A 20,171-nucleotide genomic window follows, 5' to 3' on the forward strand; every position below is an offset into this window, starting at 1 on the left:
TGGCCATCATTTTGACGTCAAATCTATGTGTTGTGCTGGTTCTCTCTGCGCTCAACGCCAAACCTTGCCGCTCTGCCCTGCATTGCGCTGGTTGCTTCTGACAACTGTGCTTATCTGAAGGGTCCACGCCGACAGCGCAGCACTTGCATACAAGTGGCGGCGCCCGATTGCGCGGATAGTCAGGTCTGCTTTAAAAAACCCTCCCGTACGCCCATTCAAGCAAGGAGTTTCCATGAGCACATTCACTACCGATGACGGCACCCAGATCTATTACAAGGACTGGGGTAGCGGCAAGCCCGTGCTGTTCAGCCACGGCTGGCCGCTGGATGCCGACATGTGGGAATACCAGATGGAATACCTGAGCAGTCGCGGCTACCGCACGATTGCCTTTGACCGCCGTGGTTTCGGCCGCTCCGATCAGCCGTGGACCGGCTACGACTACGACACCTTTGCCGATGACATTGCGCAACTGATCCAGCACCTCGACCTGCGCGACGTGACGCTGGTCGGCTTCTCCATGGGCGGCGGCGACGTCAGCCGTTACATCGGCCGTCACGGCACCGAACGCGTTGCCGGGCTGGTGCTGCTGGGTGCAGTGACACCGGTGTTCGGCAAGAAAGCCGACAACCCGCAAGGTGTCGACACCTCGGTATTCGAGGGGATCAAGGCCGGTCTGCTCAAGGATCGCGCGCAGTTCATCGCCGACTTCTCCACCCCGTTCTACGGCCTCGATCAGGGCCAGACCGTCTCCGACGGCGTGCTCACGCAAACCCTGAACATCGCCCTGCTGGCCTCGTTGAAAGGCACCGTGGATTGCGTGACCGCGTTCTCCGATACCGACTTCCGCCCGGACCTGGCCAAGGTCGACGTGCCGACGCTGGTGATCCACGGCGATGGCGACCAGATCGTGCCGTTCGAAACCACTGGCAAGCAGGCGGCGGCGATGATCAAAGGCGCCGAACTGAAAGTCTACCCCGGCGCGCCCCACGGTTTTGCCGTAACCCACGCGCAGGCGTTGAACGAAGACCTGTTGGGTTTCCTCAACCGCTGATGCGTCGCGCTGACCGGGGGCAATTCCGGTCAGCGCCTGGTTCCGCCTCAATCTTCCAGCAACGTCGCCAGTGCCAACGCATTACCCAACGCCGCACCACTGGCGGTGTTGTCGAAAATGCACCAGATCGCGGTGCCCTCTTCTGCCGCGACTTTCATCTGCTGAGCCAGCACCTGCAGATACTCCTCAGGGTAGGCGCTGTGATAGATGCGCGGCGAACCGTGCAGCCGCCAATAACGCACACCCGACCAGCCTTGCGGCGAAGCATCGGTACTGATCCGCGACGGATCGACCGCCACCTGGGCGATCTGGTGAGTCTGCAGCATTGGCGCCGCCGCCACCCACGATTCATGCCGTGGCTCAAACACCACATCACCGTCGAAGCGCTGGCGCAACGCAAGGAAAAACGCCTGCGCAGTTGCCGGTTCGAAGGCCAGCGAAGGTGGCAGTTGCACCAGCAAACAGCCGAGTCGATCCCCAAGGCCGCCGCATTGTCCGAGAAATTCATCCAGCGCCTGCTCACAGTTTTGCAGACGCATTTCATGGGTGATCTGCTTCGGCACTTTCACCGAAAAACGAAAATCCGCCGGCACCGAATCCGCCCAGCGTTCATAAGTCTGGCGCCGATGCGGACGATAGAACGAGCTGTTGATTTCCACGCAATTGAGGCGCGCGGCATACCGTTGCAGGTGCGTGCCCTGCTCCGGAAACAAAGGCCAATACCCACGCCCCAGGCTCCAGCCGGCGCAACCGATAAATATCAAAAAAGCACCCTCGCCGCTTCGCGCATGAAAATCTCCACGGTCTTCGGGCCAATGCCGTCGAATGCCATCAGGCGCTTTTCGAACTCGGCGCGATCGGCGCTGGCCTTGAGCATGTTGCCGATTTTGCCGGCGTATTCGTCATTGAGCCGCGCCGCCAGCGCCAGCAGACGCGCGGCCGTGGTCTCGTCGTAACGCACGTAACGCGCCTCGCCGAGCATGCCGACCAGTTGCCGATGTGTGCAGTTGGCGAGTTTGCGCGGCGTGTCGCGTTGATGGCGCTCGGCGATCACCCGGTAGGCCTCGGCGGCAATGTCGGCCTGAATCCGTTTGCCCATCAGGAAGCTGGCGAGCAGCCATTTGAACAAGCCTTCCTCGTTGGCCGAATCAAGGCTGATCTGCAGGTCGTGGGCGCTGATGGTTTTGCTCATCGTTGATCGCTCGCGGATCGAGAACTGGCCGCGGATGGCGACCTTCTGATGCCAGAGCAACATCAAACGATCGCAGCCTGCGGCAGCTCCTACAGGTTATTTTTTGCCGGGGAGGACGCTGGCAAGCACTTGTTTGGCGGCTTGCACGATCACGCCCGCCTCGTCCGGATCGCCCTTGAGCAGCGTCGTGGCAAACTTTTTCGCCTGCTCAAGCTTGATGTGTGGCGGCAACGGCGGCACGTTGGGGTCGGTCTTGAACTCGATCAGCACCGGTACTTCCGAGGCCAGCGCCTGCTCCCAGGCGGCAGCGACGTCTTCTTCACGGTCGACGAAAATGCCCTTGAGGCCGATGGAAATGGCGAACAGGTGATACGGCACATCAGGGATGCTCTGTGAGGCTTCGAACTTCGGATCGCCCTCCATCACCCGCTGCTCCCAGGTGACCTGATTCAGGTCCTCGTTGTTGAACACCGCGCAGATCCACTGCGGACTCTTCCACTGCCGCCAGTATTTGGCGACGGTGATCAGCTCGGCCATGTTGTTCATCTGCATCGCGCCGTCACCCACCAGCGCGATCACCGCGCGCTCGGGATGGGCAAACTTGGCGGCAATCGCGTACGGCACCGCCGCGCCCATCGAGGCCAGGCCACCAGACAACGAGCATTGCATGCCGCGACGGATCTTCAGGTCGCGGGCAAACCAGTTGGCGCAGGAACCCGAGTCACTGGTGATGATCGCCTGCTCCGGCAGCCGTGGTGACAGCTCGTACACCACCCGCTGCGGATTGACCGGATCGGCTTTGGCCAGCGCACGTCGCTCCAGGGTTTTCTCCCAGCTGCCGCGCCAGCCTTCGATCTTTTTGCGCCACTTGTTCGAGGTTTTCTGTTCGAGCAACGGCAACAGCGCGGCGAGGGTTTCTGCGGCGTCGCCGACCAGATTGACCTCCATCGGATAGCGCAGGCTGAGCATGTCCGGCTGCAGGTCGATCTGCACGCCGCGCGCCTGGCCTTCCTTGGGCAGAAATTCGGCATACGGGAAGCCCGAGCCGATCATCAGCAAGGTGTCGCACTCGCTCATCAGCTTGTAGCTCGGCTCGGTGCCGAGCAGGCCGATACTGCCGGTGACCCACGGCAAATCGTCCGGCAACGCAGCTTTGCCGAGTAGTGCCTTGGCGACCCCGGCACCGAGTTTTTCCGCGATCGCGATCACCTCATCGGTCGCCTGCAAGGCACCGGCGCCGACCAGAATCGCGACTTTTTCGCCACTGTTCAGCACGTCGGCGGCACGTTGCAGATCCGCCTCGTAGGGCAGCACTTTTGGCTTGGTATAACCGACGCCAGAGTGCGTGGTGCCGTGCGCCCGAGCCGGCGGCTGGTATTCCAGATCCTGCAAGTCATTGGGCAGAATGATAGCGGTCACCCGCCGCTCGCCCACCGCCGTACGCACCGCGCGGTCGAGCAGATGTCGCACTTGCGACGGCGCCGACGCCTGCTGCACAAACGCCCCGGCCACATCCTTGAACATCGACACCAGATCCAGCTCCTGCTGGTAATGGCTACCGAGGGCGGTGCGCGCCTGCTGACCGACAATCGCCAGCACCGGCTGGTGATCCATGCGCGCGTCGTACAGCCCGGTGATCAGGTGCGAAGCTCCCGGCCCCGATGTGGCAATGCACACGCCCAGCTCACCGGTGAACTTGGCGTGCGCCGAGGCCATGAACGCGGCCATTTCCTCATGCCGCGCCTGAACGAATTCGATTTTGCCATTGGCTCGGGCGAGCGCGCCGAACACGCCATTGATGCCGTCTCCCGGATAACCAAAAATCCGCGTGACGCCCCATTGGCTGAGCCGCTCAACCAGAAAATCTCCCACTGTCGTCGTCATCTCGTTCCCCACCTGTCGCCGATGCATGAAGCCCGCCCGGCAAGAACTGCGCCGGGCGGTACAAGGGTCTGGACAGTCGGGGCGCGGGTGAAGTTTCGATTGTTTTTTGCGCTAGCCAGTGACCGCGGGCGCTGCCTGCGGCCAATCGGCCTCGTCGATCTGTTCAAGACTGAGGTGCGCCGTCTCTTTGAGGAGCAATGAGCACAGCGCCACAATGCCCAGCGCCATCGCGCCGTACACCGCCACCCCGAACGCGTTGTGGTTGTTGGCGATCAGAATCGCGGTGGCCGCACTGGATGCTGTGCCGCCGCCCAGCGCCGCGCCGATCTGATAGGCCGCCGACATTCCCGAATAACGCATCTGCCGTGGAAACTGCTCGGCCAGAAACGCCGGAATCGGACCTTGCGTCGCCCCCATGAAGGCACCGATGGCGATGTACGCGGCAGTGGAAACCAGCAGGCTCTTGAGGCCGACCAACGGGAAGAACGCGAAAAAGCCGAGGGCCATGATCAGCGCGCCGAGGACCATCACCTTGCGGCGACCGATCCGGTCGGACAGCAAGGCAAACAACGGTGCGGTGATGACGATGGCGATGGACAGCGACAAGTCGAAGATCAGCGCGTCGGTGCTGCCATAACCCAACTGCGTGGCGTAGGACAGAAAGAACGTGCTGCCGATGTAGGCGATGGTCACGTAGCCGAAGGCAATGCCGGTGCACAGCAGCATGGCTCTGGGTCTTGCACGCAACGCCTCGAGCAACGGCATGCGCACTGGTGACTGCGGTGCGGCGGGTTGTTCGAGCGGTTTCTGCAAGCGCGCATAAAGACCGATCAACACCAGCACACCACCGAGCCAGAACGGAATGCGCCAGGCGAATCCGGCCAGGTCATCATGCGACGCGACGCTGACGATAGCGAATACCCCGGCACCGAGAATCCCGCCAATGCCGATGCCCATGCTGGTGAAACTGCCCCACAGCCCCCGTCTTCCGGGCGGCGCCGACTCGATGCCGAACAACGCCGCGCCACCCCACTCGCCACCAGCGGCAAAGCCCTGCACCAGCCTGAGCAACACCAGCAGCACCGGCGCGCCAGCACCGAGCGTAGCGTAGCCCGGCAGGCAGCCGATCAGCAGCGTGCTCAGGCCCATCAGCAACAGCGTGATCACCAGCATTTTCTGCCGGCCGAGTTTGTCGCCGTAATGCCCGAACACCATGCCGCCCAGAGGCCTGGCAAAAAAACCCGCACCAAACGCGCCGAACGCCACCAGGGTCGCGGTCAGCGGCTCCATCTGCGGAAAAAACACCTTGGGAAACACCAGCGCGGCTGCAGTGCCGTAAATCACAAAGTCATAGAACTCCAGGGCGGTGCCCATGCCGGAGACGAAAAACGTCCTCAGCGCAGACGGGTAACCGCTCTTGCGATCAGTTTCGGTAGCCATGTGCAATGCTCGTTTTGTTTTTATTGGAAGCAGCGACTCAGAAACGCAGATAACCGTTTCGGGCCAGTTGTTTGGGGTTGCCGGCGGCGTATTCGAGCACGCTGTGTTCAGTGTCGATGCCGATGGTCAGCAGGGTTTCCCAGCGCTCGGTGGCTGGCATGTTCAGATCCGGGTGGAAGCAGATCGGCGCGTGCTCACCTGCCTCGCCACACATTGCATCGGCGCGACGACTCAGGTTGCCGCTGGCCATGTTTCGCCGCGCGGCGTTGACGTGGTCAAAACGCGCGTAAGTCGTCGAGGCATCAGGCGTGCGCTCGCCGAAGCTCAGTTCGGGATCGAGAAAGTGATTGGTATGGGTGATCCAGCCCTCGACATCCGGCCGCACCACAGCCGTGAAGACCGGTGACATTTCAATGCTCACCGCGCGCGGGCTCGAGTCCTCACGGGAGAACACGGTCAGCACCGTGGAGGCGCTGACCCGCGCCGAACGCGCCAGGGCAATTGCTTCATCAACGCTATTGGCCTCCTCAAGGATGCGCCGGGCAATCGCATGCACCGGCACCCCGGCAGACCCGTTGTCGCTGGCGTGGTGCAGGATATTGAAGTGCAGTCCCAGCCCCGCACTGTTTACGCCGATCTTGCCGAGCATGCCGAATTCGGTGAACAGCTTCACCGTCATGCCGCTGGCCGCGGTCAGTTGCAGGATCAGCCCGTTGGGCACCAGCGAATCGTGCCAGTCCCAGGTTTGAATGGTGCGTGGCGGCAGCTCGCCGTCGGGCGCGAACACGGCGGTCGAACATTCACCTTCGGTAGACGCCGGCATCACCGCGAGAATCTCGGTGCGGGCATTCAGGCTCGCCAGCTGCCAAAGCGGCACCTTGGCCGCTTCAGCGGTGGCGACGATTTCTTCGGCGAGACTCGGGCACCAGCCTTGCAGCGTTTGCAGACTGGCTTCACCGATGGCCCGCACCTGGGTCTGGGGAACGCCAACCTGACTGAAGAAATCCAGATAGAGCGCCACTGTCTGGCGGATCTGCGCAGCCCAGGTGACGCCAATCTGATGCCCGCGAGTCTGCGGATTCCGGGTGTCGGTGACGAAGCAATGAACATTCACGAAAGGCTTTCCTTGGTTACGTTAAAGAGAGATGCCATCAGGGCTTGCGGCGATAAATTTCGCGACCGGCAAACCACGTGTTAAGCACTTGGGTGTCGCGCAGGGCCTGCGGCTCGACACTGAACACATCGCGGTCGAGGACGATCATGTCGGCCTGCTTGCCGGGCTTGAGCGAGCCGATCCGGTCTTCCAGGCGCAGCACCTTGGCCGCATTGAGGGTGTAGGCCTGGAACATGGTCTGGCGGTCGATGTCTTCGGCGGCGTTGAGCACGCCTTTCGGGCCTTTGCGACTGACTGCCTGGTAGATTGCCTTCCACGGCTCGGGGGTGGTGATCGGCCAGTCGCTGGCACCGGCGATGGTCGCGCCGTGCTTCAACAGCGAACGCGCCGGGTAGGTGTACATGAAGGCCATGGCGCTGACATACGGCTTGACCAGATCCATGCTCGACTCATCGGCAGCGGCCCAGAACATCTGCATCGAGGCGATGACATTCAGCGCCTTGAAGCGGGCAAATTCCCTGGGGTTGACCATTTGCAGGTGAGTGATCGAATGGGCGATGCCGCTCTGGCGATCCTTGCGTGCCTGTGCGATGCCATTGAGTGATTCACGCACCGCACGGTCGCCGATGGCGTGAATGTGCACCAGCCAACCGCGCGCGTCGGCGGCGCTGACCAGTTCACCGAAATGCGCCGGATCGATCAGCAGTTCTCCGGTCTTTTGTGAATTGCGGTACGGCTCGAGCATCGCCGCGCTTTGCGCCGGCACTTCCGCCACGCCATCGGCGAAGATCTTGATCCCCGGCAAGGTCAGGTTACTGACACCGAGAAATTGTTGGCGCACCTTGTCCAGTTCATCGAGGTCGGCCGGCGTGGCCTTGGAATCCGCCATCAGCAGCGCCGCAACGTGAGCCGTGAGTTCGCCGTTTTCCGAGAGGGTCTTATAGGTCGGCAGCACGCCGAGTGAGGTGTTGCTGACGTCACTGCCGGGAACCTCGTTGGCAATCGGGTCCAGCCACCCGGTGATCCCCAGACTCTTGTAATAGCTCAGGGCCGCGCGCCCACCGGCCAGCAACGCGTCAGCCGTCGGCGGCGGCAACAAGGCCTGCACCGGATACAGACCAGCGTCGACGAGGAATCCGTCCGGGCTGCCATCGGGGTGATGGCCGAGGGTCGCCTGCTCTTCGCCTTTGAGGCCCTTGATCTTTTCCGACGTGACGCCGGCGCGTGCGAGCATGGCCCGATTGGCCCAGCCGGTATGCAAGTCCCAGCCCAGCAGGAGGATCGGCTGGCTCGCCCATTCGCCCTGATTGAAACGTTGTTCGAGGCCGGCGATGTCACTCCAGTAAGTCGACGGCAAACCGCCGACACTAAGGAACTCCCCGCGCTGCGCCTTGCCGTCCAAGCGCCACTGGCGCAGGCGTTGCTCCAGTTGATCGAGCGACAACTGTTGCCCATCGAGATTGGCCTGCAGCAACTGCAGCCCGCCCTTGATCGTGTGCGAATGCGAGTCGATGAAGCCCGGCATCAGCACTTTGCCATGCAGGTCGATCACCTGCGTGGCCGCGGTCTTCAGGCGCAACACCTGCGCATCCGTACCCACGGCGAGGATCTTGCCGCCCTCCACCGCGACCGCCTGCTGCAAGGCCTGGCCAGGTTCGGCGGTGTAGACCTTGGCGTTGTGCAGAATCAGATCTGCAGACGCCAGACTTTCCAGTGAGGCACAAGCCAGTGCCGATGACAGCATCAGGGTCAGTAGCTGCTTCATGAGGTTTCTCGTTATTTTTGTTAGGCTGCGAGCAAGCCTATCCAAGCCTTGGCGATAACTGAATGCCACCTCGCGCACAACTTCTGTGCCCAGCAGGAACAGATCAATGGACAAGATGAGTGCCCTGACGATGTTCGTCGCCACCGCCGAGCACGGTAATTTCAGCCGCGCCGCCGAGGTGCTCGGCAGGACGCCTTCAGCCCTGACCAAAGCCGTGGCGCAGCTGGAAGAGGAGCTTGGCGCGCGGCTGTTCGACCGGACGACCCGGCGCATGGTGCTGACCGAGGCCGGGCGGATTTATCTGGACGGTGCGCGCCAGGCGCTGATGCAACTGCAACTGGCCAGCGAAGGCGTCGAGCAGCTCAAGCACGAATTGAGCGGCGGTCTGCGCATCACCGCCCCGCCCTCCTTCGCCCCCGCGTTTCTCAACGAGGTCTGCTGCCGTTTTCTCGACGCCCATCCGCAAGTGCATCTGGAAGTCGACTTGAGCGACAGCTATGACGATCCGGTGGATGGCGGTTACGATCTGGCGCTGCGCGATGGCCCGATCGATCTGCCGGGCGTCATCGCCCAACCCATCGTCGAAAACCAGGTGGTGTTGTGCGCCAGCCCGGCGTATCTGGCACGCAAAGGCCAGGAAGTATCACTGGACAATTACCAGCAGCACGACTGGCTGATCTTCCGTCATCCACTGCTCAACCGGCATTTCTGGTGGGTCAAGCAAGGAGATCGGCGGATTCGTCTGACCCAGCCGAACCCGCGAGTGGCCAGCGACAATTACGACTTCCTTCTGGCCTGTCTGCTGAAGGGCCAGGGCCTGCAGTTTTTGCCGCAATGGAGCGCGGCGCGGTATCTGGCCAGTGGTGAACTGGTGGAAGTGATGCCCGAATACTGGCGCGAGCCGAGCGCATTCGGCCCGTGGATTTACGTGCTGTACCTGGCCCACCGCCGCAGCACGCGCAAGGTCAAAGTGTTTATCGAATGTCTGAAGGCGCATTGCCGCCCGCCGACGCAAGGGACCAATGAAAATGGATTTGCCCCAGAGCTGACGCAATCGCTTCGCTGACCTCGGGGTTGCACAGCCCTGCGCCAGTGCGTTTATGCTGTCGCGTCTGATACCCGCCAAAACATTCCCGGCACATTCACGATGAGGCCCGTTTCATGAGTAAAGCGCCCTACGTACCGCCCAAAGTCTGGAAACACGAAGCGCCGTCCGGCGGCCACTTCGCCAACATCAACCGCCCGGTAGCCGGGCCTACCCACGACAAGACCCTGCCAGTGGGCAAGCACCCGCTGCAGCTGTACTCGTTGGCGACGCCCAATGGCGTGAAAGTGACCATCCTGCTGGAAGAGTTGCTGGCGGCGGGACATGCTGATGCCGAATACGATGCCTGGCTGATCCGCATCAACGAAGGCGACCAGTTCTCCAGCGGCTTCGTCGAAATCAACCCGAACTCGAAGATTCCGGCGCTACTCGACCGTAGCGCACAGCCGCCGATTCGGGTGTTCGAGTCCGGTTCGATCCTGTTGTATCTGGCTGAGAAGTTCGGCGCCTTCCTGCCGAAAGATCCGGCCGGGCGCACCGAAACCCTCAACTGGCTGTTCTGGCAGATGGGCTCGGCGCCTTATCTGGGCGGTGGTTTCGGGCACTTCTACGCGTACGCGCCGGAGAAGCTTGAGTACCCGATCAACCGCTTCACCATGGAAGCCAAGCGCCAACTCGACGTGCTCGACCGGCGCCTCGCCGAAAGCCGCTACCTGGCCGGCGACAGCTACACCATCGCCGACATCGCGGTCTGGCCGTGGTACGGCCAACTGGTGCGCAACAACGTGTATTCCGCTGCCGAATTTCTGGCCGCCCACGAATACACTCACGTGCAGCGCTGGGCCGAAGAAATCGCCCAACGCCCTGCCGTAATGCGTGGCCAGCGCGTCAACCGCACCTGGGGTGACGAGGCCAGTCAGGTCGCCGAACGGCATCAGGCCAGCGATCTGGATTGAGTCCGCCGCTCAGACGGTTTGCCGCGCATCCAGCAGGCCTTTTGGCCCGCGAGCCTGCGCGGAATACCGGCTCAGCAATTCGCGGCGGACGCTAGCCGCGCAGGATGCTATAGGTCGACTGCACCAGCCCTGAAGGAAAACCGCGGCTGGCGATCAGTTTCAGCGCAATGTCGTGTTCAAGCGCCCCGAATAACGAGCGTCCAGAACCGATCAGCACCGGAACCGTCGTGATCACCATATCGGTGACGAGGCCATCGCGCAGGAACGATTGCACCACCTGCCCGCCGTCGACATACACCCGGGCGATACCCTGACTTGCCAGCTCCGCCATCAGCTCGACAGGTGCAAGACTGGAAAAACGCACCTTGCCCTGCAGCGCCTCGGGCACTGGCGTACCCGCCAACTGTCTGGACAGCACCACCACTGGCCGATCGTAGAACCAGGTGTCGAAGGTCAGCACCTTTTCATAGCTTCCGCGCCCCATCACGATCACGTCCTTGTCGGCAATGAAGGTGCCATAGCCATGATCCTCAGTCTGATCGTCACGCTGTAACAGCCAGTCAATGTCGCCATCCGGGCGCGAAATGAAACCATCCAGACTGACGGCAATGAACACGTGGGCAGTGACCATCAAGACCTCCTGATGCAAAGGAATGGCGCTCCAGTTATCCTCAACCGGAGATCGAAAGCAACCTCGGTGAGCGACGCCGAAACACCTTGCTGACCCGATATGATGAGCACTTTCGATCACTGGTGATTACCCGCTAAGGAATTCGTGATGCCCCCTGGAAAACGTGAACTGGCGCGGATCGAACGGCGCCTGATCGCCACACTCACCGACGCCTGTGAAATCGCAAAAACTGAAATCCAGGGCTTTACCTGGCTGACCCACATCGCAGACTTGAACGCACTGGCGCAAACCCTGACAGTCACCTGGGTGTTCGAAACCGAGGCGGACAAAAAGCTCGCCCAGACGCAAGCCAAAGCCCGTATCTTTGAACTGACTGCCACCGCGCTGAGTGAGGCCGATATCCAGCTGTCGCCTTCGGATGCCTGCGTGCATTTCGACTCCGAGCAGGAATGCCAACGCACGCACGGTGGCAACTGGCGCGAGCGGCTACAGCGAAACGCGCGCAAGCCGCGGTAAGCTCCGGCTTGCAGTCTAATGCTGTTCACTTAACTCTGTGGCGAGGGGATTTATCCCCGATCGGCTGCGAAGCAGTCGCCGCTTTTGACGATTTTAGGGCCGCTTCGCAGCCCATCGGGGATAAATCCCCTCGCCACAACGTTCTGTAAAACTTAAGTGAACAGCATTACGGCTTGTAGTCAGGTCGCAAACATCCTGCGCAGCAGGTTTTCTTTTTCAGGGGCAGTGAAACCATGGAACAGCCGAAACCAGGCTCCGACTGGGTACTGCGCAGCGCTCACCCGGGACGGATAGAACGCATCGAGGCGTGGTTTGGCGGCCATGGTTACCAGCCTCATCGGCACGACACCTACTCGATCGGCCGCACCCTTTCCGGCGTGCAGAGCTTTCACTACAAGGGCTCGCTACGCCACGGCCTGCCCGGGAACACTTTGCTGTTGCACCCGGATGAGCTGCACGACGGCATGGCTGGGACCGACGCCGGTTTTCGCTACCGCATGGCCTACATCGACCCGGCACTGATTCAGCAAGCGCTCAAGGGCGAGCCGCTGCCCTTCATCGCCGGCGGTCTCTCCAGCGATCCGCGCCTGTATCGGGCCAGCGAAACGTTCGTGCAGGCCATGGATCACCCACTCGACCCAATGGAAGAACAGGACGCCCTGTTCGATCTGGCAATGGCCCTGCGCGCAGTGGCGGGCAAACCTCGCGGGCGCAAACTGCTCGACTACCCGGCAGCCGAGCGCGCCAGGGAATTCATCATGGCCCACCTGCAGCAGAACGTGACGCTGGAAATGCTCGAGCACGCCAGCGGCCGCGAAAAGTGGAGCCTGTCCCGGGACTTCCGCGTGCTGTTCGGCACCAGCCCCTACCGCTTCGTCACTCTACGCCGCCTCGATATTTTCCGCTCGCTGGTGCTGGACCGATTCTCGCTGGTAGACGCCGCACTGGCGGCGGGTTTTCACGACCAGAGCCACATGACCCGACATTTCACCCGCACCTATGGCGTGTCGCCGTCACGCTGGCTGGAGCGCGTCCGGCGCCAACGCTGACTTGCAGGATCGTACAAGCAACGCCCCCCGTCCCTTCGCTAGGCTGATGGCTCACGTTCAAGAGAGAGTCCGTCATGCCAAACATCCAAAAAGAACTGAATCTGCAAGCCATCAATCTCGCGCAAAAAACCGCGTTGATCGATAAGCAATGGAACCCGCGCGTTGTCGCCGAAATGAACGACTACCAGTTCAAAGTGGCGCGCATCCAGGGTGAGTTCATCTGGCACACGCATCCGGAAACTGACGAGGCCTTTATCGTGATCGAGGGCACGCTGCGCATCGATCTGCCGCAGGGTAGCGTTTATCTTGTGGCGGGTGAGTTGTACGTGGTGCCTCGTGGGGTTGAGCATCGGACGGCGGCCGAGGATGAGGTGAAACTGTTGATGATCGAGCCGCGAGGGGTGCGCAATACCGGGCAGGAAGGTGGGGAGCGGACGGTGGAGAATGATGTCTGGATTTGAGCTGAAAAAACATCAAAAAAATGGGAAGTTTTGGCCAAGGGTACCGGGCTTGGCAAATCGCCCCATCAATGGAAAACCTTTGGCCAACCTTATACTGGGTACGACGAAGTCAACAGAATATATAAAGGCTTTGACGGTACCGTTAAATGAAACTGAAAATATTAGCCGTGAGCCTTTTGTGTTGCGTCAGTCTACTTGCTAACGCAGCAGACATTCCTGTCAAAAAGGGAATGCCATTTCCGAAGGCCCGAAAAGCTCTGATCAAAAATGGCTGGAAGCCGAATCCGACCTACTCGGGTGAGTTCGGGGTCGAAAGCGTCATCCAAAGAGGAGGCTTCAATGAAATCGAATCCTGCACGGAGGGCGTTCGTTTCTGCAGTTTCAATTACATCAAGAATGGAGATTGTTTGGGTGTAGGAACTGTCGGCGAAGAAATCAAAGACATGAAGATCTATTCGTGGAGCTTCAAATGTCCTGAAAGGGATTGAGGCCAGACTACAAAGGGGATAGAAATCTATCCCCTTTCGTTCAACTCGTCTTGGGCTGTCTGGTTTGTAAGCCCCTCCTGATGGAGGCGCCTTAAAGATCAAAGACTCCGAGTCAACCCCAAGGCCAGCACCAACCGTTCAAGTCCGATGCCGAACCCAGCGCCTTCTCGATAGGCACCGCCGCCGACAACTTGTTGTTGTGCACCCAATACCGGGCAACGCACCTCGAAGCCGTTCCCCTCAAGGTAATAACTGAGTCCGCGCTTCACTGCGAGACTGAGTTGATACTCCAATCCCAGCGAATCAAGAAAGCCGGTGCAGATTTTTTGGCTACGCAGCAAAGCCTGTGCCGGTGTGGGACTGAGAATTTCGAGTCCCAGCTGAGTGAATTCGCGATAACGACCGGCCTGGGGTCGTTCATAGCGGTAACATCGCGCCACATAGAAAAACATCGCTTCTTCTCGTGAGCCGAGAAGCACATCGTTGCGCTCCTGAAAGAGCGCGGTTGCTTCCAGGATGAGGCAACAAGGACGTCCGGCCTTGTCATTGAAGGCCCACATTTGTCCGATAATTTCACTCCCGCCGGTTTTCTCAATGAAAGTGTCCTGGCCCCATAGCGCAGGAACTATGACCTCCTCAGCCCCGGCATTGATGAAGATAGCTCCGAAAACAGCCTTCTATCTCACGCATGATTGCAGCGTCTTTCCCAGTCACTATTCGAGTTCCACGAAGCATCGTCATTTTCAAAATCTCCAATTTACAGGCAATAAAAAAGGCGCCATTGGCGCCTTGGGTTGGTTCACTGAGTATTCAGAATCGATGTGTCGAACTCTGATTAATCGATGAGCGTAGGCAACCGCGGCACCCTGAGCGAGGTCCGTGATGATGATGGCGATTGCTTGGAATAAATTTAGTCATGGCGAATCCTTGCACAAAAATGGGAGCGCTTTCAGGCGCCGCATTTTTTACAAACCGACGACACTTCCCACCGAAGCCGTTTTCACACAGTCTCGGCCAAAAGCAGCCCTTCTGGAACTCAAATCGGACCTACTTCGAAAGCCCGTTTGCGCCGTCGTCGACCTCACACAAAATCCTCTCAAGCTCAGGCCGCGTCCACTTCTCCCAAGGAAATACCTCCCGGTCATCGCCGCTATGCCAATACTCGCCTGCGTCAAATGCCTGGTAGATTGAAAATGCCGGCTGCGGCATCGACGCGTGCAGGGACAACTCGACGATATCGCTGATGACAATATTCATCACCTCATCACAGTAATGAAAATCGCGGGTGCCTGTAATAAACAGTCTTGCCACTGAGATCGCCAACTGATTCAAAAGATCGCGACTGTCGATCTGCAGGTGCTCACACATTACAACTAACTTCGTGTTTGGGGCACTTTCAATGACCGCAAGTACGTAATCCAGATTGGTATCACTTAGACCTTTGTTCATGGGGTGAAAGTACTCGTCAAGTCAGTCACGCGAGGGAATCAGGACAGGTTGGCCGCAAGCATATTGCCAGATGCGCTGCCGATTTCACGCCGGACATCCTCCATGCCTGCACACGCTTCAGGTGGCAAATGATTGATGACTTCCATGCAATACACTCCTTTGTTGAAAACAATTTGGGACGTTGCGGCCAGCTTCTGGCGGACAGCAGCCAGAACAGGATCAATCTGGTTTCAGTCGAACGCCGCCTCGACAAAAGCCTCCAGCGTCTTTTCTTCCAGTATCTCGATGGAGAAATGCCCGAAGCGCTTTGGCAGCCAGATGATCCTTCCCCCGGACGGCGACTGCAGATTCGCACGGGCCAATGGCTGACCGTTTTCGTCCTCAGGCTGAACACCGGCGGCCATTAATTCGTCGTAGGCTTTTTCGATGTCCGGTGTCGAGTAGCAGTGACGGTAGATCATCCCCTCGCCCACGGAATCCAGCAGCGCTTTCAGATTCCCGGCCAGCGGTTGCACCAGCATGAAACGCTCTTGCCCAATGAGCGCGATCGCGTAGCGCACATGTAAGCCACCCCGCTCCCAGACCAGCGTTTTGGAAATTCTGGCGTTGAGTATGTGTGCATAGTAAGCACAGGCTTGTTCAAGATCAGTGACCAGTACATCGACGTGGCTGAACTTCAAATCCATGGTGTGACTCCTGTCGAAACGGTCCCTATCGTATCGACGCCCCGTGGACGGCGCGAGGGGCAGAAGCCCCCACCGAAAATCGCCAGTGGGTTTCCCCTCGCAGTCCGCTGCCTCAGCCCAGCCGCATCGACAACTCAATATCATCGGCAAACGGCAGCGACAGATAACCATTCTGCGGCGCACGCACGTACGCCAGGTATTCCGGGCAGTAGTTGGTGTTGTCCGCCACCACCAGCGCGCCCGGTTGCAGGTGTTTCTCCAGCAGTTTCAGCACATCACCATACAGCGCCTTGGCGCCATCGAGCAGCAGGAGGTCGACGGACGATGGCAGGTCGCTGGCGAGGGTGACGAGTGCGTCGCCTTCGCGGATTTGCACCAGGTCACTGACGCCGCCCTCGATGAAATGATGTCGCGCCAAGGCGATTTTTGCCGGTTCGAACTCGCTGCCGATCAGCACGCCGCCACCGTTGTCGCGCAGTGCCGCCGCCAGGTGTAGGGTGGACAGGCCGAACGAGGTGCCGAATTCGACGATGGATTTGGCCTTGGCGTTGCGTGCCAGCAGGTACAGCAGTTTGCCGGTGTCGGGCGATACCGGCAGCCACAGGTCCTTGAGCATGGCGTAGAGCTGCAGGTATTCGGTCTTGCTGTGCATCAGGCGTTCGCGTTCTTCGCCAGACACCGTTTCCAGCACCGGGCTGGTGGCGGCGCTGGCTTGCTGGTAGAGGCGTTCGATCAGGCTGGCCATGGGTTGAGAAGTCAGGGTGGTCATGATTGCTTTCCGTCAGTGGGCGTTTAAGATGCGAGCAATTCGTCGCATTTAAATGATGCGAGTGATTGCCCTACTCCGCTATTCGCGTTTCCCACAAGGCCCGAACCGCTCATGAACCAGCGCCAGACCGCCCGTATTTCCTCGCGTAAACAGCCGCAACAGGCACGCTCGGCCGATCTGGTGGCGGCAATTCTGCAGGCGGCTATTCAGGTTTTGACCGAGTACGGCGCTACTCGATTTACCACTGCACGGGTCGCGGAAAGGGCTGGGGTGAGCATTGGTTCGCTGTATCAGTATTTCCCCAACAAGGCGGCGATCCTGTTCCGTTTGCAGAGCGATGAATGGCTGCACACCACGCAGATGCTGCAGCGGATTCTGCAGGACCTCGACCAGCCGCCATTGGCCCGCTTGCGCACGCTGGTGCAGGCGTTCATCCGTTCCGAGTGCGAGGAAGCACAGATGCGCGGCGCGCTGAACGACGCGGCGCCGCTGTATCGCGATGCGCCAGAAGCTCATGAAGTGCGTGCGGCAGGCCGGCAGATCTTTGCCGGGTTCATGGAGCAGTTGCTGCCGGAAGCCGACGAGGCAAACCGCGCCGCAGCCTGCGAACTGATCCTGACCACGCTCAGTTCGGTGGGCAAGGATTTTTCCGGCAGCCCGCGCAGCGATGCACAAATCACTGCGTTCACAGACGGTCTGGCGGACATGTTCAGCGCTTACGTGGTGGCTCTGAATCAGCCTTCAGGCTAAATCATAGGGCGCGTTTGATAGCGGATGAGTGCTTGTTCGGTGACAAGCGTGTGCCCTGCTCCTCTCGCAGCAGACGAAAAAAATCCAGGCAAAAAAAGCCCCGCAACCAGATGAGGTGCGGGGCAAGGTATTGGTTGGTTGCGGCCAACCAAAGGAGCTCGGTTAAAACAGTTCGCGGACCAGGGTCAGATGCAATCCTGGGCGGCGCGTTCGAAGCTGGAGGGCAGGAAATTCGACGCCAGCAAATGGCGCTCGTAGATGAACACCTTGCCGCCGCTGCCAGCCTTGTAGGCTTCCAGCACGTTGTCGGCGGAGACCTTGCTCGGCACCACGATGCGGTAGCTGCGCTGGGTCTGCGAGACACTCGGGTTCAGCGCACTGAGTTGCAGCTTCGGCACCACGCAGTCGGCGTACTGCGCCGGGGTCTTGCTGGTCTGCAGAGTCAGCGTCGGGTCGTTCGGCGCCGAAGCGCAACCGGCGAGCAGCAGCGCGACAACAGCCATGGACGGGATAAAGAAAGTGCGCATCGGCGTCATCCTGAAAATAAAGGTTCGGTGCAACGGGCAGCGGCACCACCGCTACCCTTGTCGTTTAACTGTTCAGTTGGCAGCTACCAGCGCCTTGAGCGAAGCATCGAACTGCTTCAAGGCGTTGAGCTGCAGGTCGTGCTGTTTCTCGATCTGCGCGGCAATCTCGTGCGGCGCTTTGTCGCGAACCCAGACCGACGGGATCTGCTTCTCGACGGAGCCTTCGGCCTTGCCGATGTACTGCAGGTCGGCGTCGTAGAAACGCGCAATGAAGTGCGCTTCGAACAGGCTGTTCTGCTGGGTCAGCAAGCGGTCGAACGTGTCGAGTTTGACCACGATGTCTGGATGCGCCTGAATCAGGGCGTCAAGGTCGTCGTACACCGTCACCGACTTGAACTGACGCTGCAGCGAGCTGAGCACCCAGTCAATCGCCAGTTCCGGATCAGAGCTGCGGACAAACGCTGCGCGAATCTGCGAATCCAGCGCATCCTTGGCACCGTGCAGCGCCATGTCGTGGTACCGCGTCAGGTATTGCAGGTTTTCCCGGGTGTCATCGCTGTACAACACACCCACCCTCTGCGAAGGCTGCAAGGTCGCGCTGCTGCCAGCGATCGGTTGAAGATGACACGCACAGGCGTCGTCTGCGTAAGACGGTGCCGTGGCCATCACCCCGCCCATCAGCAGGGCGATCAGCGCCAGTCGGGTCAGTGTCTTCATCGCGCATTTCCTTGAGCTGCGTGTTCAATGAAGGCAATTTTCCGCCTGTTGCGCGCAAAGCTGAACTTGCGTTTCGTGATGGTCACTATTACTTCTAGCGATAGTTGCGCACGATGAACACGGGTACACACTCATCCACAACGACTAAAACATCCATGAGGAAGCCGATTTGAGAACCTTTGACCTGATCCGCGACGCCGTCTTGTCCGAGTACCGAGAGCGAGTGGCCGAATACCTGGTGCAGTACGAAACGGTATTGCTGGACAAGGACATCACCAACGCGCAGCTCAAGCGCGACACCGCCAACCAGTTGCGCGGCTATCTGCGCGGGCTGAACACCACGCGAGTGCTGGGCATGGCCTATTGGGAAGAACTTGATCGGCGGGTCGTCGACACCTGGCTCGCGCCACAGTCCTGACGGCGGATATCCGGCGCTGACCCGCGCGTACGGCGCCTGCCAAAACCGCGGCGAACGCTTACAATCGCCGGTCTGACCGAATTCTGACAGGCTGCTCAAGAAATGCCGCTCGACCCGCCAACGATGCTGACCCTCTCGATCGCGCTTGCAGCCGCTGCCGCGCTGTATCTGGCGACCGAATGGCGCAGCATCCGCGAGCCCTCGCTGCTGTTCTGGAGCGCCGGTTTCGCCACCATCACTGTCGGCTCCACTCTGGCCCTGCTGCGCAGCAACGGCTTCCTGCTGATCGGCATCTGGTTCGCCAACGGCTTGCTGGTGACCGCACATTTTCTGTTTCTGCTGGGGGTGGCGCGCTTCACCCAGACGCGCCTGTCCCGCGCCTGGTACCTGCTGTTCGTCACCTGGCTGGTGCTGCTGTTGCTGCCGGACGGACCGTTGTGGTCGAAAGTCATGTTGGCGGCCAACTCGCTGCTGGTGGCGGCAGCGACGCTCAAGGCCAGTTTTCTGCTGCGCCCGCATGGCAAATCGCTGAGCGTCGGCGCGGTGCAGCTGCGTTACGTGCTGCTCGGGCATGGCGCGTTCTATGTGGCCAAGGCGCTGACGGTGATGATTCCGGGGACGCTGATCGATCTGGCGGCATTTCGCGGTGAAATCATTCAGGTCTCGCTGGTTGAAGGCGCGATGGCAATCATGTTGATCGCACTGTCGATGACCGGCACCGAACGCTACCGACGCGAAGAACAGATCGCCCGACTGGCCGCCCGCGATCCGCTGACCGCCCTGTACAACCGCCGTGCCCTCGAAGTGCGCGCCCCGCATCTGTTGCAGGACGTCTCGCCGACGCACCCCGGCGCCCTGCTGCTGATCGATATCGACAATTTCAAACTGGTCAACGACCAGCTCGGCCACAGCGCTGGCGACCGTCTGCTGGTGGCCTTGAGCGAGATGATCCGTGCCGAGTCGCCCGATCAGGCGCTGACTGCGCGCTTGGGTGGAGACGAGTTTGTGATTCTGCTGAATAACGCGCCGGGGGAAAGCGTCGTCACCCTTGGCGATACCTTGCGCGAACAGTTCCAGCGTATCGCCATTCAGGCCTTCCCGACCTCGGAGCCAGTGACGCTGAGTATCGGCGCCACGCTGTTCAGCAAACCGCCGGCCAGCCTCGCGACGCTGATGGAACAAGGCGACGCGGCGCTTTACGAATCCAAGCGCGGCGGTCGCAACTGCCTGCGCCTGACCGGGCTCACCACTTCAGGATGATCA

Annotated in this window: 23 protein-coding genes; 10 read left to right on the forward strand and 13 right to left on the reverse strand. The window is 60.2% G+C overall.

Features of this window, described 5'->3' with window-relative positions:
• Positions 1 to 232 precede the first annotated feature (232 nt).
• Positions 233 to 1,051, forward strand: a complete 819-nt coding sequence (locus ACXR0M_RS07345) for an alpha/beta fold hydrolase (protein WP_458831279.1) — start codon at positions 233 to 235, stop codon at positions 1,049 to 1,051.
• 47 nt (positions 1,052 to 1,098) lie between these two features.
• Here the strand turns inward: ACXR0M_RS07345 and ACXR0M_RS07350 are convergent, their stop codons facing one another.
• The 6 genes from ACXR0M_RS07350 to ACXR0M_RS07375 form a co-directional block, all read right to left on the reverse strand.
• Positions 1,099 to 1,815, reverse strand: a complete 717-nt coding sequence (locus ACXR0M_RS07350) for a DUF72 domain-containing protein (protein ID WP_458831280.1) — start codon at positions 1,813 to 1,815, stop codon at positions 1,099 to 1,101.
• A complete protein-coding gene (locus tag ACXR0M_RS07355) occupies positions 1,812 to 2,243 on the reverse strand; it encodes a DNA methylase (RefSeq protein ID WP_458831377.1) in 432 nt (143 codons plus the stop codon). The genes ACXR0M_RS07350 and ACXR0M_RS07355 overlap by 4 nt, the downstream gene beginning before the upstream one ends.
• Before the next feature lie 96 nt (positions 2,244 to 2,339).
• Entirely contained in the window at positions 2,340 to 4,127 is a 1,788-nt protein-coding gene (locus tag ACXR0M_RS07360) for a thiamine pyrophosphate-requiring protein (RefSeq protein WP_458831281.1), read from the reverse strand.
• Between the two features lie 111 nt (positions 4,128 to 4,238).
• On the reverse strand, positions 4,239 to 5,567 hold the full coding sequence (locus ACXR0M_RS07365; RefSeq protein WP_458831282.1) for an MFS transporter: 1,329 nt from the start codon (positions 5,565 to 5,567) through the stop codon (positions 4,239 to 4,241).
• A 37-nt stretch (positions 5,568 to 5,604) separates the two neighbouring features.
• Positions 5,605 to 6,681, reverse strand: a complete 1,077-nt coding sequence (locus ACXR0M_RS07370; RefSeq protein WP_458831283.1) for a C45 family autoproteolytic acyltransferase/hydolase — start codon at positions 6,679 to 6,681, stop codon at positions 5,605 to 5,607.
• A 37-nt stretch (positions 6,682 to 6,718) separates the two neighbouring features.
• On the reverse strand, positions 6,719 to 8,446 hold the full coding sequence (locus tag ACXR0M_RS07375; RefSeq protein WP_458831284.1) for an amidohydrolase: 1,728 nt from the start codon (positions 8,444 to 8,446) through the stop codon (positions 6,719 to 6,721).
• A gap of 106 nt (positions 8,447 to 8,552) precedes the next feature.
• Between ACXR0M_RS07375 and ACXR0M_RS07380 the strand changes: the two genes are divergently transcribed.
• Complete coding sequence (locus ACXR0M_RS07380) at positions 8,553 to 9,512, forward strand: LysR family transcriptional regulator (protein ID WP_458831285.1); 960 nt, start codon at positions 8,553 to 8,555, stop codon at positions 9,510 to 9,512.
• Positions 9,513 to 9,607: 95 nt separating this feature from the next.
• Complete coding sequence (gene yghU, locus ACXR0M_RS07385; protein WP_458831286.1) at positions 9,608 to 10,447, forward strand: glutathione-dependent disulfide-bond oxidoreductase; 840 nt, start codon at positions 9,608 to 9,610, stop codon at positions 10,445 to 10,447.
• 91 nt (positions 10,448 to 10,538) lie between these two features.
• Here yghU and ACXR0M_RS07390 read toward each other — a convergent pair whose 3' ends face one another.
• The gene (locus tag ACXR0M_RS07390) at positions 10,539 to 11,078 is read right to left on the reverse strand and encodes a dihydrofolate reductase family protein (RefSeq protein ID WP_458831287.1); all 540 of its coding nucleotides are present in this window, start codon (positions 11,076 to 11,078) and stop codon (positions 10,539 to 10,541) included.
• A 147-nt stretch (positions 11,079 to 11,225) separates the two neighbouring features.
• On the opposite strand from ACXR0M_RS07390, the gene ACXR0M_RS07395 reads away from it, so the two are divergent.
• The 4 genes from ACXR0M_RS07395 (at position 11,226) to ACXR0M_RS07410 (ending at position 13,592) form a co-directional block, all read left to right on the forward strand.
• Positions 11,226 to 11,594, forward strand: a complete 369-nt coding sequence (locus ACXR0M_RS07395; RefSeq protein ID WP_458831288.1) for a hypothetical protein — start codon at positions 11,226 to 11,228, stop codon at positions 11,592 to 11,594.
• 233 nt (positions 11,595 to 11,827) lie between these two features.
• Entirely contained in the window at positions 11,828 to 12,643 is an 816-nt protein-coding gene (locus ACXR0M_RS07400) for an AraC family transcriptional regulator (protein ID WP_458831289.1), read from the forward strand.
• Between the two features lie 74 nt (positions 12,644 to 12,717).
• Positions 12,718 to 13,104 (forward strand): cupin domain-containing protein, encoded by a 387-nt coding sequence (locus ACXR0M_RS07405; RefSeq protein WP_458831290.1) that lies wholly within the window; start codon positions 12,718 to 12,720, stop codon positions 13,102 to 13,104.
• A 146-nt stretch (positions 13,105 to 13,250) separates the two neighbouring features.
• Positions 13,251 to 13,592 carry a hypothetical protein gene (locus tag ACXR0M_RS07410; RefSeq protein ID WP_458831291.1) on the forward strand — a complete coding sequence of 114 codons (342 nt, stop codon included), beginning with the start codon at positions 13,251 to 13,253 and terminating at the stop codon, positions 13,590 to 13,592.
• A 98-nt stretch (positions 13,593 to 13,690) separates the two neighbouring features.
• On the opposite strand, the gene ACXR0M_RS07415 is transcribed toward ACXR0M_RS07410, so the two are convergent.
• From ACXR0M_RS07415 to ACXR0M_RS07430, 4 genes are all read right to left on the reverse strand, one after another.
• Entirely contained in the window at positions 13,691 to 14,251 is a 561-nt protein-coding gene (locus ACXR0M_RS07415; RefSeq protein WP_458831378.1) for an ATP phosphoribosyltransferase regulatory subunit, read from the reverse strand.
• Between the two features lie 388 nt (positions 14,252 to 14,639).
• Complete coding sequence (locus ACXR0M_RS07420; RefSeq protein ID WP_458831292.1) at positions 14,640 to 15,041, reverse strand: hypothetical protein; 402 nt, start codon at positions 15,039 to 15,041, stop codon at positions 14,640 to 14,642.
• A 230-nt stretch (positions 15,042 to 15,271) separates the two neighbouring features.
• Complete coding sequence (locus tag ACXR0M_RS07425) at positions 15,272 to 15,727, reverse strand: VOC family protein (RefSeq protein ID WP_458831293.1); 456 nt, start codon at positions 15,725 to 15,727, stop codon at positions 15,272 to 15,274.
• Between the two features lie 112 nt (positions 15,728 to 15,839).
• Positions 15,840 to 16,496 (reverse strand): O-methyltransferase, encoded by a 657-nt coding sequence (locus ACXR0M_RS07430; protein WP_458831294.1) that lies wholly within the window; start codon positions 16,494 to 16,496, stop codon positions 15,840 to 15,842.
• A 111-nt stretch (positions 16,497 to 16,607) separates the two neighbouring features.
• Here ACXR0M_RS07430 and ACXR0M_RS07435 point away from each other — a divergent pair, with 111 nt between their 5' ends.
• On the forward strand, positions 16,608 to 17,246 hold the full coding sequence (locus tag ACXR0M_RS07435; protein ID WP_458831295.1) for a TetR family transcriptional regulator: 639 nt from the start codon (positions 16,608 to 16,610) through the stop codon (positions 17,244 to 17,246).
• A 185-nt stretch (positions 17,247 to 17,431) separates the two neighbouring features.
• Here the strand turns inward: ACXR0M_RS07435 and ACXR0M_RS07440 are convergent, their stop codons facing one another.
• Both ACXR0M_RS07440 and ACXR0M_RS07445 read right to left on the reverse strand, forming a co-directional pair.
• Complete coding sequence (locus tag ACXR0M_RS07440; protein WP_458831296.1) at positions 17,432 to 17,773, reverse strand: hypothetical protein; 342 nt, start codon at positions 17,771 to 17,773, stop codon at positions 17,432 to 17,434.
• A 72-nt stretch (positions 17,774 to 17,845) separates the two neighbouring features.
• Positions 17,846 to 18,490, reverse strand: a complete 645-nt coding sequence (locus tag ACXR0M_RS07445; protein WP_458831297.1) for an ATPase — start codon at positions 18,488 to 18,490, stop codon at positions 17,846 to 17,848.
• Between the two features lie 169 nt (positions 18,491 to 18,659).
• Here ACXR0M_RS07445 and ACXR0M_RS07450 point away from each other — a divergent pair, with 169 nt between their 5' ends.
• Positions 18,660 to 18,908 (forward strand): hypothetical protein, encoded by a 249-nt coding sequence (locus tag ACXR0M_RS07450; RefSeq protein WP_458831298.1) that lies wholly within the window; start codon positions 18,660 to 18,662, stop codon positions 18,906 to 18,908.
• 102 nt (positions 18,909 to 19,010) lie between these two features.
• Complete coding sequence (locus tag ACXR0M_RS07455) at positions 19,011 to 20,168, forward strand: GGDEF domain-containing protein (protein ID WP_458831299.1); 1,158 nt, start codon at positions 19,011 to 19,013, stop codon at positions 20,166 to 20,168.
• The last annotated feature ends 3 nt before the right edge of the window (positions 20,169 to 20,171 follow it).

Source organism: Pseudomonas sp. Eth.TT006, assembly GCF_054456575.1.

Bases quoted from the DNA above. Each gene is read 5' to 3' on its own strand.
- ACXR0M_RS07365 (WP_458831282.1), bottom strand. From the start codon at position 5,567: ATGGCTACCGAAACTGATCGCAAGAGCGGTTACCCGTCTGCGCTGAGG.
- ACXR0M_RS07445 (WP_458831297.1), bottom strand. From the start codon at position 18,490: ATGAAGACACTGACCCGACTGGCGCTGATCGCCCTGCTGATGGGCGGG.
- ACXR0M_RS07375 (WP_458831284.1), bottom strand. From the start codon at position 8,446: ATGAAGCAGCTACTGACCCTGATGCTGTCATCGGCACTGGCTTGTGCC.
- ACXR0M_RS07430 (WP_458831294.1), bottom strand. From the start codon at position 16,496: ATGACCACCCTGACTTCTCAACCCATGGCCAGCCTGATCGAACGCCTC.
- ACXR0M_RS07355 (WP_458831377.1), bottom strand. From the start codon at position 2,243: ATGAGCAAAACCATCAGCGCCCACGACCTGCAGATCAGCCTTGATTCG.
- ACXR0M_RS07455 (WP_458831299.1), top strand. From the start codon at position 19,011: ATGCCGCTCGACCCGCCAACGATGCTGACCCTCTCGATCGCGCTTGCA.
- ACXR0M_RS07360 (WP_458831281.1), bottom strand. From the start codon at position 4,127: ATGACGACGACAGTGGGAGATTTTCTGGTTGAGCGGCTCAGCCAATGG.
- ACXR0M_RS07420 (WP_458831292.1), bottom strand. From the start codon at position 15,041: ATGAACAAAGGTCTAAGTGATACCAATCTGGATTACGTACTTGCGGTC.
- ACXR0M_RS07410 (WP_458831291.1), top strand. From the start codon at position 13,251: ATGAAACTGAAAATATTAGCCGTGAGCCTTTTGTGTTGCGTCAGTCTA.
- ACXR0M_RS07395 (WP_458831288.1), top strand. From the start codon at position 11,226: ATGCCCCCTGGAAAACGTGAACTGGCGCGGATCGAACGGCGCCTGATC.
- ACXR0M_RS07425 (WP_458831293.1), bottom strand. From the start codon at position 15,727: ATGGATTTGAAGTTCAGCCACGTCGATGTACTGGTCACTGATCTTGAA.
- ACXR0M_RS07435 (WP_458831295.1), top strand. From the start codon at position 16,608: ATGAACCAGCGCCAGACCGCCCGTATTTCCTCGCGTAAACAGCCGCAA.
- ACXR0M_RS07345 (WP_458831279.1), top strand. From the start codon at position 233: ATGAGCACATTCACTACCGATGACGGCACCCAGATCTATTACAAGGAC.
- ACXR0M_RS07405 (WP_458831290.1), top strand. From the start codon at position 12,718: ATGCCAAACATCCAAAAAGAACTGAATCTGCAAGCCATCAATCTCGCG.
- ACXR0M_RS07400 (WP_458831289.1), top strand. From the start codon at position 11,828: ATGGAACAGCCGAAACCAGGCTCCGACTGGGTACTGCGCAGCGCTCAC.
- ACXR0M_RS07390 (WP_458831287.1), bottom strand. From the start codon at position 11,078: ATGGTCACTGCCCACGTGTTCATTGCCGTCAGTCTGGATGGTTTCATT.
- yghU (WP_458831286.1), top strand. From the start codon at position 9,608: ATGAGTAAAGCGCCCTACGTACCGCCCAAAGTCTGGAAACACGAAGCG.
- ACXR0M_RS07380 (WP_458831285.1), top strand. From the start codon at position 8,553: ATGGACAAGATGAGTGCCCTGACGATGTTCGTCGCCACCGCCGAGCAC.
- ACXR0M_RS07440 (WP_458831296.1), bottom strand. From the start codon at position 17,773: ATGCGCACTTTCTTTATCCCGTCCATGGCTGTTGTCGCGCTGCTGCTC.